The following is a 14,080-nucleotide window of genomic DNA, read 5'->3' as shown; positions in this document are numbered from 1 at the left end:
AAGTCCACCACCTACCTTCGTCCACGCTGCACGAACGCAACGAAGATAATCACCACGCCCTGCACCGCCGCGTTCAGATACACGCTGATGATGCTGGTCAGATTCAGAATGTTCGCGATCACCGAAAGCAGGATCGCGCCGATCACCGTGCCGATCACGCGGCCTTCGCCGCCTTTGAGCGCGGTGCCGCCCACCACGACGGATGCGATCGCCTCGAGCTCCCACAGCAAGCCGGTGGTCGGCGTGGCCGAGCCGAGCCGCGGCACGTACAGCACGGTCGCCACGCCGACGCAGATGCCGAGCAGCACATAGGTGACGATCTTCACCGTATCGACGCGAATCGCCGCATAGCGCGCCACCTGTTCGTTCGAGCCGATCGCCTGCACGTGCCGGCCGAACGCGGTGCGATTCAGAATCAGCGCCCCGCCCGCCGCGACCACGAGAAATACCCAGATCGGCACCGGCACGCCGAACAGACTCGCGTAGTAAACCGGCCCATACAAGTCGGACAACGCGTTATCCAGCGTCAGCGCGCCGCCGTCGGCGAGCCACGTCAGCACCGCGCGAAAAATGCCTAGCGTGCCCAGTGTGACGATGAACGGCTCGATGCGTCCTTTGGTGATCAGCAAACCGTGCGCGCAGCCGAACAGGCCGCCGAGCACCAGCGCTAACACGATGCCGAGCGTCACGATGGCGAGCGGCGCGAAGGTATGACCGCCGACACCCGCTGCGAGCCCATTCATCAGCCAGATCATGCTGCCCGCGATCAGCGCCGCCATCGAGCCGACCGACAGATCGATGCCGCCGGAAATGATCACGAAGGTCATGCCGACCGCGATGATGCCGATGAACGACGTGCGCGTGAGCACGTTCATCAGATTGTCGAGCGTCGCGAAGTCGCGATTGAGCAGCGTGCCGGCGACGCACAGCGCGATCAGGCCGGCAAGCGGCCCGAGCGCATACAGACGATGCGCGAAGCGCAACGCACGGCCGGACGGCGCAGCTTCAGTGGGTGCCGGTCGCATGGGCGATCAACTCCTCTTCGGTCAGATGCTCGAGCGTGAGCGTCGCCTGCAGGCGTCCCGCGCGCATCACGGCGACGCGGTGGCACAGACCGATCAGCTCGATCAGCTCGGATGAAATGACGATCACCGCGCGGCCTTGCGCGGCAAGACGATGAATCAGGAAATAGATGTCGCGCTTCGCACCGACATCGACGCCGCGCGTCGGCTCGTCGAGCACGATCACGTTCGGGTCGGATTGCAGGAACTTGGCGAGTGCGAGCTTCTGCTGATTGCCGCCGGAAAGCATGCGCGCGCGGCTCGACAGGTCGCCGGTGCGGATGCCGAAGTCGCTCACGGCTTTGCTCAACGCCGCGCGCCCCGCTTTCAGATCGAGCAACGGATGCGCGTAGCGTTCGAGCGTCATCAGGGTGACGTTGTCCTGCAGGCTCAGGTTCACGTGCAGGCCTTTGCCTTTGCGATCCTCGCTCAGATACGTGAGACCGTGGCGCATCGCTTCGCGCGGGTTGTTCAGATCGGCGCGCCGGCCGGCGATTTCGATGCGGCCCGCCGTGCGTTTGCGCAGACCGATGATCGCTTCGAACGCTTCCGTGCGCCCTGCTCCGACCAGTCCCGCGAACCCGAGCACTTCGCCTGCGCGGACCTCGAAGCTCAGGTCCTCGACCCAGTCCGGTACGGCGAGACCTTCTACTTTCAGCGCGAGCGGGGCGTCGGCGGGCACCGTGATCTTGTCGGGGAACATATCGGACACGTCGCGCCCGACCATCAGATTCGCCATCTGCTGCCGCGCGAGGCCGGCCGTTTCGCCGCGCGCGACGAAGCGGCCGTCGCGCATCACGATCACTTCATCGGTAATTCGTTCGACTTCGTCGAGCTTGTGCGAGATATAGATGATGGTCACGCCGTCGGCCTTGAGCTTCGCCATCAGCGTGAAAAGACGTTCGGTTTCGGACGGCGTGAGCGTGGCGGTCGGTTCGTCCATGATCAACAGACGCGCGCGGCGCGACAGCGCTTTGGCGATCTCCACCATCTGCTTTTCCGCGACGATCAGCTCGCGCACTTTGGTATCCGGTGCTTTCTCGAGCCCAACTTGCGCGAGATAGCGCGTGGCGTCGGCGCGCATTGCCGCGTCGTCGACGAACCAGCCGCGCCGCTTCTCGTGACCGAGATACATGTTCTGCGCGATCGTCAGGTGTTCGGCGAGATTGAACTCCTGGTGAATCAGCACAATGCCGGCGGCTTCGGCGTCGCGTGAACCGATGAACTGCTGTGCGTGGCCGTCGACCAGCACCGTGCCCGAGGTCGCCGTTTCATAGCCGGCGAGGATTTTCATCAGCGTCGATTTGCCCGCGCCGTTTTCGCCGAGCAATCCGTAAATGCGTCCGGGCGCGAGATCGAAGCTCACGCCGTGCAGCACGCGCACCGGACCGAAGTCTTTGCGGATATCGTCGAAGCGGACGGCGAGGCTCATCGCTTACGTGCTCCCGCGAATCACGAGCCGATGCGGCAGCAGCACGCCCGGCACGTTCGCCAACGGATTCGCTAGCCGCTGCAGCAGCAGACGCGCGGCGGTTTCGCCGAGTTCGCGCATCGGCTGCGCGACAGTGGTGAGCGGCGGATCGACTTGCGCGGCGAGCGAAATATCGTCGAAGCCGACCACGGCGATGTCGTCCGGCACGCGCTTGCCGACACTGCGCAAGCCGTGGATCACGCCGATCGCCAGCGTATCCGACACCGCGAAGATCGCACTCGGCGCCTGCGCCTGTTGCGCCAGCACGGCCGCGGCCGATGCGCCCGCTTCGTAGTCGAGACTGTTCAGGTTCATGCGCCAGTTCTCGTTCGGGGTAATGCCCGCTTCGCGCAACGCATCGAGATAGCCTTGCTGACGCTGCCGCGCATAGAGATAGCCGACATCGGAATTGATCAAGCCGATGCGCCGGTGACCGCGTGCCAGCAGATGCCGCACCGCGTCGCCCGCGGCCCGGTAGTTGTCGATGCCGACGTACGGCACGCCGACCGCCGGATCGAACTCGCAGCACGCGACCCAAGGCAGTGCGCCGGATGCCTCGCCGAGCGCCTGCTGAATCGTCGCCGGATCGAGGCAGATCGCGCCGTCCGCGCGGCGCCGCCGCAGCAGATCGAAATAACTGCGCTCGCGGCCCGGATCGGCGCCCGTGTCGCACAGCAGCATGAAGTAGCCATGCTGGCGGGCGACGCTGTCGATGCCGCGCACGATCTCGGCGTAGAACGGGTTGCCGACGTCGGGCACCATGGTCAGCAGCAGGCGGCTTTCGGCGGTGCGCAGGTTGCGCGCCAGTTCGTTGACGCGGTAGCCGCTCGCGTCGACAGCAGCCAATACCTTGGCGCGGGTCGCGGGCCGGACGTTCTCATGGCCGTTCAGCACCCGCGACACCGTCGCCACCGACACCCCCGCCTGCTCGGCGACGCCGGCAATCGATATGCCCTCGGACGGCCGCGGCGGCAGCGCCTCGCGCGGCGGGCGCACCCTGGACACCGTTCTGGACGACGCTTTGGACGACGTTTTAGACAAGTCAGGCCGCCTCGAAAATGTAATCGATTACATTCTTGGGCGATGCGCGCGCGAATCGCAAGGACGGATCGCTAGGGATAAACACGGGGGCGGCAGGGGGCAACAGACGGCGGCGAGTCGCCGCACTGCCGGCGACGGCGCGGGATCGTACCGCGGTTTGGTACAATTCCGCAGTTACCCTGCCTGCCCCGGCTTCCAATGGATTCCGGCAAGCGCTGGGCAGAGGCAAAAATCGCCAAACCAAACCGCCGACCCCACCATGAATATCGAGCAAGCGCGTTTCAACATGATCGAACAGCAGATCCGCCCCTGGGAAGTGCTCGACCAGGACGTGCTGAATCTGCTCTCGATCGTCAAGCGTGAAAACTTCGTTCCCGCTGCTTACCGCGATCTGGCCTTCGTCGACTTCGAAGTGCCGCTGCCGGCCGGCCAGCACATGCTGGCGCCGCGCATCGAGGCGCGCGTGCTGCAGGAACTGGCGGTGAAGAAGCACGAAAGCGTGCTCGAAATCGGCGCCGGCTCGGGTTACATGGCAGCCCTGCTCGCACATCGCGCGCAGCACGTGCTGACGGTCGATATCGAACCGGAACTGGCGGAACTGGCAAAGAGCAACCTGACCGCCAACGGCGTGCTGAACGCCGAAGTCGCCACCGGCGACGCCTCGCGCGGCTGGGCCGACGCCGCGCCGTACGACGTGATCTGCGTGTCGGGCGGCCTGCCGGTGCTGCCGCAGGAATTGCTCGAACAGCTGAAGGTGGGCGGCCGTCTGGCGGTTTTCGTCGGCACCGCGCCGGTCATGAAAGCGCAGATCATCACGCGCATCGACGAGAAGCAATACCGTATCGCCGACGTATTCGAAACGTACGTCGAGCCGCTGCAAAACGCAGTGCAGCCGCCGCGCTTCAAGTTCTAAACAATTGGCAACCTGACGTTTCGCCGGTCCGCCGCAATCTGAACTGGATGTCTTGCTGATGCAAAATCTGTCCGCTCCCGCGCTCGCCGAATGGCTCGCCGATCAATCGCGTCCCGCGCCCGTGCTGCTCGACGTGCGCGAGCCGTGGGAAATCCAGACGGCGTCGATCGCCGGCGCCGTGTCGATTCCGATGCGCGAGATTCCCGCACGCAGCGAAGAACTCGACGACGACGCGCAAATCGTCTGCGTGTGCCATCACGGCGCGCGCAGCGCCCAGGTCGCGATGTTTCTCGAGTCGCGCGGCCATACCAACGTCTTCAATCTGCAAGGCGGAATCGACGCGTGGTCGCGTCAGGTCGATCCGTCCGTTCCGACCTACTGATCGCACGGTCCCGATGATGCGCCGGCGGGTGCCGGTTCTGCTGGCTGCCCTGGCGCTCCATTGCGTACTCCCCCGCTCGGGCCGGCGGCCTTTCCCCGCTCCACGACGAAGCGCTCTCGAACGACGCGTAGCTGCAAAGCGCGCGCGGCGCTCTCCGCCAACAGCGAAGAGTTGCGGCTCTTCCACGCCAAACGGCTGCCGCACCTCAGTAACGACGCGCTCTTCCCCTTTGCGATACGCCTGACATCTCGTTTTAATTGAGACGCCTCCCACAATCACCCCGGAAAATTCGTACGGTTTCCTGAGCATCACACAGGCACCATGCTCCAACAATTTTTTGTGGGAGCAATGTGATGAGATTGTTGAAGATCGCGATGCTGGCGGCAACGTTGTTGCCGCCAGCATCGCATGCGACTTTGGGCGGCGCGCCGAGCGCCGGCACATCCTCGTCGACGAAGCCGCTGCGCGCTACGCCGCAGTCCACCGCCGCTGCCAGCGCGGCCACGACTAAATCCCCCGCGCCTTACACCGTCCATGAGACGAGCGACGCCGCCGGCGTCACCGTCCGCGAGTACGTGCTGCCCTCCAACGTCGTGTTCGCGGTCACGTGGCAGGGTCCGGTACGCCCCGACATGCGCACGCTGCTCGGCAGCTATTTCCCGAACTACATCTCCGCGGGCGAATCACGTCCGCTCGGCACCGGCGCGCTGACCGAGCGCCGCGGCGACCTTCAGATCGAGTCGTCGGGCAGGCCGGGCCGCTTATTCGGCATCGCGTACCTGCCTCGCCTGATCCCCGCGAATGTCCGCGCCGCCGACCTGCCATGAACGAGACGCCCATTTCACGGGAAAACGACAGTATGAAGACCTCCAGCAAGACACTCTGGGTCGCGATGGTCGCCGTTGGCGTCGCGCTTTCCGCATGCGGCGGTGGCGGCGATAGCAACACCAGCGTGAAAACCCCATCCGTCGAGCGGCCAGTCACGCCCAATCCTCCGTCACCGCCGATCGACAATAGCAATAGCAATGCGGTGCCGATCGTCATCAATGCCTCGATGGGCAGCATCAACATGCCCACCGTATCCATTGTGCTGTGCGGCCCCGGCCAGCAGGACAGCAGCCAATGCGAGACCGTCGGCCACATGCTGGTCGACACCGGCTCGGTGGGCGTGCGCGTGATGGCGAGCGCGGTCAGCCCCAGGCTCAGATCCCAGTTGCTGCTGCAAACCACGTCCGACAGCAAGCAAGCGAGCGAATCACCGCTCGCGCAATGTGCGCAGTTCGCCTCCGGTTTCACATGGGGTTCGGTCAGGCGCGCTGACGTGACGATCGGCAACACGAAGGCGAGCAATATTCCGCTCGAACTGATCGGCGACGGCTCGTATGCGACACCGTCGGATTGCATGTCGAACGGCGGCCCTGATCTCAGCAGCGCCCAGGCGCTCGGCGCCAACGGCATCATCGGTATCGGCCATGGCGTGCGCGACTATCCGGACGCCGCGAAAACCGTGCTGCCTGCGAACTACTATGCCTGTGCGTCCGCCAACTCATGCGTCGGCACGACGGTGCCAGTCAACCGCCAGGTGATGAATCCTGTCGCCGCTTTCGCTACCCATAACAATGGCACGGTGATCCGCCTGCCTGCGCTGCCCGCAGGCGGCCAGGCCAGCGTCACCGGCGAACTGGTGTTCGGTATCGGTACCCAGCCGAACAATATGCTGCCCACCGACGCAAACGTCGTGGCAGTCGACCAGCACGGCTACTTCACGACTCGGTATCAGGGACGCGTGTTCACCACCAGCGCAATCGACAGCGGCACCAATGGATTCGCCTTCGACGATGCCACGATTCCTACCACAGGCGAAGGCGCGTATGCATGGTACGCACCGTCGAGTGCGCTCAGTCTTTCGGCGACGATGCAAGCCACGAGCGGCGCCGGCACGCCGATCATGGTGCCATTCTCGATCGGCAACGCGCAGACCTTGATGGCAAACAACTATGCGGCCTACGACAACATCGGCGCCCCCGTCTCGAGGTGGTTCCTCTGGGGCTTGCCGTTCTTCTACGGCCGCAACGTATACACCGTGCTAGAAGGCGCCACGGTGGGCACGCAAACCGGGCCGTTTGTCGCGTTCTGAAGACCGTTGCTGTATCGAGGAGGAAACGGCGCCGCGAGGCGCCGTTTCGTTTTTCGTTATGCCAGGGAGTGGCACCATGGCGGCATTTCCGATCTCCCGTTGAGACTTCTCCGACACTCTCATTGATAGCCCGCGGGCAACATGCTCCGACCTTTTTTGTGGAGCAATTTGATGAGATTTGTAAAGATCGTGCTGGCCGCCGCGGCATGGCTACCGCTCGCGTCCGCGTCGTATGCGGCGTTGGGCGGCGCACCGGGTGCGGGTGCGACCCCAAAGTCCTTGCTCCGATCGACAGCGCCTGCCTCCTCTTCCTCATCCGTCGCGGCATATACCGTGCGTGAATCGCGTGACGCCGACGGTGTCACGATCCGTGAATACGTACTGCCTACTAATGTCGTGTTTGCCGTCACGTGGCAGGGCCCGGTGCGCCCCGACATGGTCGCGCTCCTCGGCAGTTACTTCCCGAACGCAGTCGCGGCCGGCACAGGACGCGCGCGTGGCACCGGCCCGTTGATCGAACGCAACGGCGATTTTCATATCGAGTCCGCAGGACGGGCAGGAGACTTCTTCGGCAAGGCCGTTCTGCCGCACCTCGTACCCGTCAATGTCCGTGCTGACGATCTGCAGTGACACGGCGCATCGATTTCACGGAACACAAGAAACATGAAGACCCTCAATAAGAAACTTTGCTTCGCGTTGCTAACGGCCAGTTTGGCTCTTTCAGCCTGCGGTGGTGGCGGTGGCGATGACGGCAACTCGAACGCGACCAAAGATAACGAAAAACCGGCAACGCCGAGTCCGAGTCCTACGCCCTCACCGACGCCTACGCCGAGCCCGAGTCCTACGCCCCCACCGATGCCTACGCCGAGCCCGAGCCCGAGTCCGACACCGAGTCCAACTCCGGCTCCAGTGGGCGACACCAACACGGCCCCAATCGTCGTCGATCGCACGATGCCGGGCGCCGAAGTCAACATGCCGTACGTGACCGTCACCCTATGCATCCCCGGCGTGCAAGGTGCAAATCAATGCGCAACCATCGATCACATGCTGCTCGACACCGGGTCATCAGGCGTACGCGTAATGGCCAGTGCGCTGGGCTCGGCGCTCGCAGGCCGGTTGACAGCACAATCCGGCGCGTCTAACGACCCGACCGGTGCCGCGCCCATCACCCAATGCGCGACGTTCGGGTCGGGTTACGCGTGGGGTTCGATCAAACGTGCCGATGTAACGATCGGCAGTAAGACGGCCGGTAATCTGCCGATCCAGGTGATCAGCGACGCTGCGTATCCCACCATACCGTCGGATTGCGCGTCGCGCGGCATCAAGAACATCGGCAGTACGGTAGCCACGCTCGGTGCCAACGGCGTCGTCGGCATCAGCCCTGCGTTGACCGACTTCCCGCTCGCAGCACAATCCGCGTTGTCGGCTACCTACTACTATTGTCCGTCCACGGGATCATGCACCAGCGCGCGCGTGCCGCTCGACACGCAAGTCATGAATCCCGTCGCCAATTTCACGTCGGACAACAACGGCACAATCATCCGCCTGCCCGCGTTGCCAGCAAGCGGCCAGGCAACGGCCACGGGCGAACTGGTGTTCGGCATCGGCACCCGGCAAAACAACGCGCTGCCGTCAACAGCCAACGTTTTGAAGGTGAACAGCAGTGGCGTCTTCAGCACTGTGTACCAGGGGCGCACCCTCACGAGCTATGTCGATAGCGGAACCAATGTCCTTCTGTTCCCGGATACGGCGACGCTGGTGAACTGGAGCGGCTTTTACGTGCCGCCGACTACGCTCAACCTGTCCGCCATGTGGTATTCCATTGACTATTCCGCCGTCGACAAAACCGGTACGGTTCTTCCGGTGTCTTTCTTGATTGCCAATGCGTCAAATCTGCTGGCGAACCAGTACGCCGCCTATAACAACCTTGGCGCGTATTGGGCCGAGTGGGCGTTTCTCTGGGGTCTGCCGTTCTTCTACGGCCGCGATGTATACACCGCGCTCAGCACTGCCAAAGTCGGCACGCAAAACGGACCGTTTATCGCATTCTCACTTTCCACGACAGGGCACAAGTGACACATGAGTCGCTCGCGGTGCAGCAGGCCACCGCAACACCGTCATACGTCCCCTGTTGCAAGGAACGGGAGAGCCTCAGGGTGCCTCGCGCGTCCCTCGCCGCTACCATGGAAGTCAGAATTCAGCGAGAGGCGGCGAAGAAAGTCCCCATGGGGGACAAGAAAAAAGGCATGTCTCGCGCAGGGCCGTTCGTCGCCTTCTGATAACCGGTCATCGCACGAACTTGAATCACACAAGCGGTCGGTGCCTCACAGCGCCGACCACATATCTTGCGGACCGTCTTGCCGCCGCAAGGCCGCTTCCCCCTAATCCGTCTCCTTCAACACCTGCGCCACCGTCGCAAAGATCTCCTCGATCTGCGCCTCCTCGACGATCAACGGCGGGGAGAACGCCAGAATGTCGCCCGTATAGCGCGTCAGCACGCCCTTCTCGAAGCATCGGACGAATACATCATAGGCACGCGCACCGGGCGCACCCGCACGCGGCGCAAGCTCCACGCCACCCACGAGCCCAAGATTGCGCACGTCGATCACATGCCGCTCACCGCGCAGCTTGTGTATCGCCTGCTCGAAGACCGGCGCCATCCGCGCGGCCCGTTCGAATAGCTGCTCGCGCTCGTACAGATCGATCGTCGCGCACGCCGCGGCGACTGCGATCGGGTGTCCCGAGTAGGTATAGCCGTGAAACAGTTCGATGCCGGCCGGCGCGCCGTTCACGATCGAATCGTGAATCTTCGCGCTGGCGGCCACGGCGCCCATCGGCGCGGCGGCATTGTTGGTGCCCTTGGCCATCGTCAGCAAATCGGGCGTCACGCCGAAGTACTGCGCGGCGAACGGCGCGCCGAGGCGCCCCCAGCCGGTGATCACTTCGTCGAAGATCAGCAGGATGTCGTACTTGTCGCAGATTTCGCGCAGCCGCTGCAAATAGCCTTGCGGCGGAATCAGCACGCCGGTGGAACCGGCCACCGGCTCGACGATCACCGCGGCAATCGTCGATGCATCGTGCAGCGTGACGAGCCGCTCCAGTTCGTCGGCGAGATGGGCGCCCCACGCCGGCTGTCCTTTGGAGAACGCTGCTTCCTCGATGTTCAGCGTATGCGGCAGATGGTCGACCGAGGGCAGCAGCCCGCCTGAAAACGCCTTGCGGTTCGGCGCAATGCCGCCCACCGAAATACCGCCGAAGCCGACGCCGTGATAGCCGCGCTCGCGGCCGATAAAGCGTGTGCGCTGCCCTTCGCCACGCGAGCGATAGTAGGCGAGGGCGATTTTCAGCGCGGTATCGACAGCCTCCGAACCCGAGTTCGCGAAGAAGATGTGCTTCAGATCGCCCGGCGTATGGCGCGCGATTTTGGTGGCGGCTTCGAAAGCCTTCGGGTGCCCCATCTGGAAAGTCGGGGCGAAATCCATTTCGGCGGCCTGTGCCTGCACGGCGGCCACGATCTCGTCGCGGCAGTGCCCGGCGTTGACACACCAAAGGCCCGCAGTGCCGTCGAGAATGCGCCGGCCATCGTGCGACGTGTAGTACATCCCCTTCGCGCCTGAAAGCAGCCGTGGCGCGCTCTTGAACTGGCGGTTCGCGGTGAAGGGCATCCAGAACGCGGACATATCGGGTGGATTGGCGGTGGCGCGCTCTTTCATGTCGGGTCTCCTCGCGTGGGTGGTCTTCCAGTGTAGGCAGAGCGCAACGCATGCACAAAGGGGCGGCGCTCGTGCACCGCGCTCGCCCGCTGGCGGATCGGCACGCTTCGTTGCAGCGCGACACGCACCGCAACGAGGCGAGGCGACCATGTTTGCACCACTTTCGCACCGCATAACGCATAACGCCCATGCCCGGCCACCGCGCCGCAGCGCGCAAGGCGCGAAGTTCACACCGGATTTACCGCCTGGCATGTGCCTTGCAGTACACAAGCGGCAAGTCATGCGGGACAAGCCCTGCTGGCTGAAATCGACGCCCATAAACACTCACCATCCATGGCAAGGGGTTATAAATGAAACGTCGTAGTCTGTTGAAGTTTGGCTCCATGTCGGGCGCACTGGCGCTCGCAGGTCAGGTTCCGTTTGCCAAGGCGCAATCCGGCAGCGGTCCGATCAAAGTAGGCGTTCTGCACTCCTTGTCGGGCACGATGGCGATCTCGGAGACCTCGCTCAAGGACACCGCGCTGATGACCATCGCGGACATCAACAAGAACGGCGGCGTCATGGGGCGTCAGCTGGAGCCGGTGGTGGTCGACCCGGCGTCGAACTGGCCGCTGTTCGCGGAGAAGGCGCGCCAGCTGATCACCCAGGAGAAGTGCGCCGTGGTGTTCGGCTGCTGGACCTCGGTGTCGCGCAAATCGGTGCTGCCGGTATTCGAAGAACTCAACGGCCTCCTGTTCTATCCGGTGCAGTACGAAGGCGAGGAAATGTCGCGCAACGTGTTTTACACGGGCGCCGCGCCGAACCAGCAAGCGATTCCAGCGACCGAATACCTGATGAGCAAGGAAGGCGGCGGTGCCAAGCGCTTCTTCCTGCTCGGCACCGACTATGTCTATCCGCGCACGACCAACAAGATCCTGCGCGCGTTCCTGAAGTCGAAGGGCGTCCAGGAAGCGGACATTCAGGAGGTCTACACGCCGTTCGGCCACAGCGACTATCAGACCATCGTCGCGAACATCAAGACCTTCTCGCAGGGCGGCAAGACCGCGGTGATCTCGACCGTCAACGGCGACTCGAATGTGCCGTTCTACAAGGAACTGGGCAACCAGGGGCTGAAGGCGTCGGACGTGCCGGTGGTCGCGTTCTCGGTCGGCGAAGAAGAACTGCGCGGCATCGATACGAAGCCGCTGGTCGGCAATCTCGCGGCGTGGAACTACTTCATGTCGCTGCGCAATCCGGCCAACGAGAAGTTCAAGAAGCAATGGGCCGCATGGGTGAAAGAGAACAACCTGCCGGGCGGCGCCAAGCGCGTGACCAACGATCCGATGGAAGCGACCTTCGTCGGCATCCATATGTGGAAGCAGGCCGTCGAGAAGGCGAAGAGCACCGAGGTGGACAAGGTGCGCGTCGCGATGGTCGGCCAGCAGTTTGTCGCGCCGTCGGGCTTCACGCTCGAGATGGACGGCAATCACCATCTGCACAAGCCTGTGATGATCGGCGAAGTGCGTGCCGACGGCCAGTTCAACGTGGTATGGCGCACCAAGACCGCGATTCGCGCGCAGCCGTGGAGCCCGTTCATCGCCGGCAATGCGGGCAAGCCGGACGTCGTCAGTTCGATTCCGGCGTTCCTCAAGCGCTCGCGGGTTGCCTGACGGGACGACGCAGCGATACGACGGCGCGGCATCGGTACTGATCCGCGATGCCGCGCCGCCCCGCCGGTTCTTCTTCAAAGGCCACCATGGCGTTTTCATTCCTGAAGTTCGCGCGGCGCGGCATCGGCAGCCTGGGGCTTGCGCTCCTCGCTAGCGCGCCGCTTGCCGCCTTCGCGCTGAGCCCGGCCGATGTCGCGCCGCTCGCCGGCGACGACTTCGACGCGAAATCCGCGGCCATCGACAAGCTGATCGCCAATCACGACAAAGAATCGCTCGCGGTGCTCAAGGCGCTGTCCGAAGACAGCGCGCTCGCCACCGATGCCGGCGCCGTGCTGCTGCAAGACGGCGACACCGCGCGCGACGCCGTCACCGGCAAGACCGTCGCCGCGGGCGACGCGCAACCGGTCACGCTGAACAATCTGCTGCGCTCGAAGGTAGCCGGCGCGCTGTCCGGCCTGCAACTCGACTCGCCCGATACGGCCACGCGCGCCGCCGCGATTACCGCGCTGCTGCAAAACCCCGATCCGTCGATCAAACCGCTCGTCGACGCCGCTCGCGCGAAAGAAACCGACCCGGCGCTGAAGAAGCGTCTGGACACGCTCTGGGCGATGACCGCCTTGCACGATACCGATCCGGCCAGGCGGCTCGAAGCGGTGCAACTGGTCGCCGCGCGGCACGATCTCGACATGAACGAGCTGCTGCGCCCGCTCGTCGCGAAGAAGCCGGACGGCACCTTCAACGAAACCGACGACCGCGTTCGCGCCGCCGCGCAAAGCGGCATCGACGCACTCGACGCGATCCAGCGCCGCAGCCAGATCGCCGGCACGCTGTTCGCCGGCTTGTCGCTCGGCAGCGTGCTGCTGCTCGCCGCCTTGGGCCTCGCGATCACGTACGGGCTGATCGGCGTCATCAACATGGCGCACGGCGAGTTCCTGATGATCGGCGCGTACGCCACTTACGTCGTGCAGAACCTGTTCCAGCGCTATGCGCCCGGCTCGTTCGACTGGTATCCACTGCTCGCGGTGCCCGCGTCGTTCGTGGCGGCCGGCCTGGTCGGCATCGTGCTCGAACGGCTGGTTCTGAAGCACCTGTACGGCCGTCCGCTCGAAACGCTGCTGACCACGTTCGGCGTCAGCCTGATTCTGATTCAGGCAACCCGCATGCTGTTCGGCGCGCAAAACGTGCAGGTGGTCAATCCGGCGTGGATGAGCGGCGGCGTGACGGTGTTGCCGAATCTGATCTTGCCGTACAACCGTCTCGCGATTCTGGCGTTTTCGATGATCGTCGTCGGCATTGCGTGGGCCGTGCTGACGAAGACGCGCCTCGGTCTGTTCGTGCGCGCCGTCACGCAGAATCGGCGCATGGCAGCGTGCGTCGGCGTGAAGACGGCGCGGGTCGATTCCTATGCGTTCGCATTCGGCGCGGGCATTGCGGGCCTGGGCGGCTGTGCGCTGTCGCAGATCGGCAATGTCGGCCCGGACCTCGGCCAGAGCTACATCATCGATTCGTTCATGGCGGTGGTGCTCGGCGGCGTCGGCCAACTGGCCGGCACCGTGATCGGCGGCTTCGGGCTCGGCCTCGTCAGCAAAGCGATCGAACCGTTCTGGGGCGCGGTGCTCGCGAAGATCGCGGTGCTCGTGCTGATCGTGCTGTTCATCCAGAAGCGTCCGCAGGGCATGTTCGCCCTCAAGGGCCGTAGCGCGGAGGCATGAG

At 64.1% G+C, this 14,080-nt stretch carries 12 protein-coding genes; 8 read left to right on the top strand and 4 right to left on the bottom strand.

Annotation, left to right across the window (positions count from 1 at the left end; all coding sequences use genetic code 11):
* Positions 1-11: 11 nt before the first annotated feature.
* Genes DLM46_RS28490 through DLM46_RS28480 form a run of 3 tightly spaced genes read right to left on the bottom strand, consistent with a single transcriptional unit; the run spans position 12 to position 3,537 of the window.
* Complete coding sequence (locus DLM46_RS28490; RefSeq protein ID WP_115105982.1) at positions 12-1,025, bottom strand: ABC transporter permease; 1,014 nt, start codon at positions 1,023-1,025, stop codon at positions 12-14.
* Positions 1,006-2,493 (bottom strand): sugar ABC transporter ATP-binding protein, encoded by a 1,488-nt coding sequence (locus DLM46_RS28485; protein WP_115105980.1) that lies wholly within the window; start codon positions 2,491-2,493, stop codon positions 1,006-1,008. The genes DLM46_RS28490 and DLM46_RS28485 overlap by 20 nt, the downstream gene beginning before the upstream one ends.
* Positions 2,494-2,496: 3 nt before the next feature.
* Positions 2,497-3,537, bottom strand: coding sequence for a LacI family DNA-binding transcriptional regulator (locus tag DLM46_RS28480; protein ID WP_208866343.1), 1,041 nt, complete (start codon positions 3,535-3,537; stop codon positions 2,497-2,499).
* Positions 3,538-3,832: 295 nt separating this feature from the next.
* On the opposite strand from DLM46_RS28480, the gene DLM46_RS28475 reads away from it, so the two are divergent.
* The 6 genes from DLM46_RS28475 (at position 3,833) to DLM46_RS28450 (ending at position 9,081) form a co-directional block, all read left to right on the top strand.
* The gene (locus DLM46_RS28475; protein WP_115105976.1) at positions 3,833-4,486 is read left to right on the top strand and encodes a protein-L-isoaspartate O-methyltransferase family protein; all 654 of its coding nucleotides are present in this window, start codon (positions 3,833-3,835) and stop codon (positions 4,484-4,486) included.
* Between the two features lie 58 nt (positions 4,487-4,544).
* On the top strand, positions 4,545-4,868 hold the full coding sequence (locus DLM46_RS28470; protein ID WP_115105973.1) for a rhodanese-like domain-containing protein: 324 nt from the start codon (positions 4,545-4,547) through the stop codon (positions 4,866-4,868).
* A gap of 353 nt (positions 4,869-5,221) precedes the next feature.
* Positions 5,222-5,695 (top strand): DUF2844 domain-containing protein, encoded by a 474-nt coding sequence (locus tag DLM46_RS28465; protein WP_115105970.1) that lies wholly within the window; start codon positions 5,222-5,224, stop codon positions 5,693-5,695.
* A 32-nt stretch (positions 5,696-5,727) separates the two neighbouring features.
* A complete protein-coding gene (locus DLM46_RS28460; RefSeq protein ID WP_115105968.1) occupies positions 5,728-7,005 on the top strand; it encodes a DUF3443 domain-containing protein in 1,278 nt (425 codons plus the stop codon).
* A 171-nt stretch (positions 7,006-7,176) separates the two neighbouring features.
* A complete protein-coding gene (locus DLM46_RS28455; protein WP_115105966.1) occupies positions 7,177-7,635 on the top strand; it encodes a DUF2844 domain-containing protein in 459 nt (152 codons plus the stop codon).
* A 225-nt stretch (positions 7,636-7,860) separates the two neighbouring features.
* Positions 7,861-9,081 (top strand): DUF3443 domain-containing protein, encoded by a 1,221-nt coding sequence (locus tag DLM46_RS28450; RefSeq protein WP_244306402.1) that lies wholly within the window; start codon positions 7,861-7,863, stop codon positions 9,079-9,081.
* A gap of 305 nt (positions 9,082-9,386) precedes the next feature.
* Here DLM46_RS28450 and aptA read toward each other — a convergent pair whose 3' ends face one another.
* A complete protein-coding gene (gene aptA, locus DLM46_RS28440) occupies positions 9,387-10,718 on the bottom strand; it encodes an omega-aminotransferase AptA (RefSeq protein WP_115105958.1) in 1,332 nt (443 codons plus the stop codon).
* 350 nt (positions 10,719-11,068) lie between these two features.
* On the opposite strand from aptA, the gene urtA reads away from it, so the two are divergent.
* Both urtA and urtB read left to right on the top strand, forming a co-directional pair.
* Positions 11,069-12,367 carry an urea ABC transporter substrate-binding protein gene (gene urtA, locus DLM46_RS28435; RefSeq protein ID WP_115105956.1) on the top strand — a complete coding sequence of 433 codons (1,299 nt, stop codon included), beginning with the start codon at positions 11,069-11,071 and terminating at the stop codon, positions 12,365-12,367.
* A gap of 86 nt (positions 12,368-12,453) precedes the next feature.
* Positions 12,454-14,079 (top strand): urea ABC transporter permease subunit UrtB, encoded by a 1,626-nt coding sequence (urtB, locus tag DLM46_RS28430; protein ID WP_115105953.1) that lies wholly within the window; start codon positions 12,454-12,456, stop codon positions 14,077-14,079.
* Position 14,080: the final 1 nt, after the last annotated feature.

This window comes from Paraburkholderia lacunae (assembly GCF_003353175.1).
GTDB classification, from domain to species: domain Bacteria; phylum Pseudomonadota; class Gammaproteobacteria; order Burkholderiales; family Burkholderiaceae; genus Paraburkholderia; species Paraburkholderia lacunae.
The sequence above is the reverse complement of the archived record's forward strand: the minus strand, read 5'-3'. Positions and strand labels throughout refer to the sequence as shown.

Bases quoted from the DNA above. Each gene is read 5' to 3' on its own strand.
- DLM46_RS28475 (WP_115105976.1), top strand. From the start codon at position 3,833: ATGAATATCGAGCAAGCGCGTTTCAACATGATCGAACAGCAGATCCGC.
- aptA (WP_115105958.1), bottom strand. From the start codon at position 10,718: ATGAAAGAGCGCGCCACCGCCAATCCACCCGATATGTCCGCGTTCTGG.
- DLM46_RS28450 (WP_244306402.1), top strand. From the start codon at position 7,861: ATGCCTACGCCGAGCCCGAGCCCGAGTCCGACACCGAGTCCAACTCCG.
- DLM46_RS28485 (WP_115105980.1), bottom strand. From the start codon at position 2,493: ATGAGCCTCGCCGTCCGCTTCGACGATATCCGCAAAGACTTCGGTCCG.
- urtA (WP_115105956.1), top strand. From the start codon at position 11,069: ATGAAACGTCGTAGTCTGTTGAAGTTTGGCTCCATGTCGGGCGCACTG.
- urtB (WP_115105953.1), top strand. From the start codon at position 12,454: ATGGCGTTTTCATTCCTGAAGTTCGCGCGGCGCGGCATCGGCAGCCTG.
- DLM46_RS28465 (WP_115105970.1), top strand. From the start codon at position 5,222: ATGAGATTGTTGAAGATCGCGATGCTGGCGGCAACGTTGTTGCCGCCA.
- DLM46_RS28470 (WP_115105973.1), top strand. From the start codon at position 4,545: ATGCAAAATCTGTCCGCTCCCGCGCTCGCCGAATGGCTCGCCGATCAA.
- DLM46_RS28455 (WP_115105966.1), top strand. From the start codon at position 7,177: ATGAGATTTGTAAAGATCGTGCTGGCCGCCGCGGCATGGCTACCGCTC.
- DLM46_RS28490 (WP_115105982.1), bottom strand. From the start codon at position 1,025: ATGCGACCGGCACCCACTGAAGCTGCGCCGTCCGGCCGTGCGTTGCGC.
- DLM46_RS28460 (WP_115105968.1), top strand. From the start codon at position 5,728: ATGAAGACCTCCAGCAAGACACTCTGGGTCGCGATGGTCGCCGTTGGC.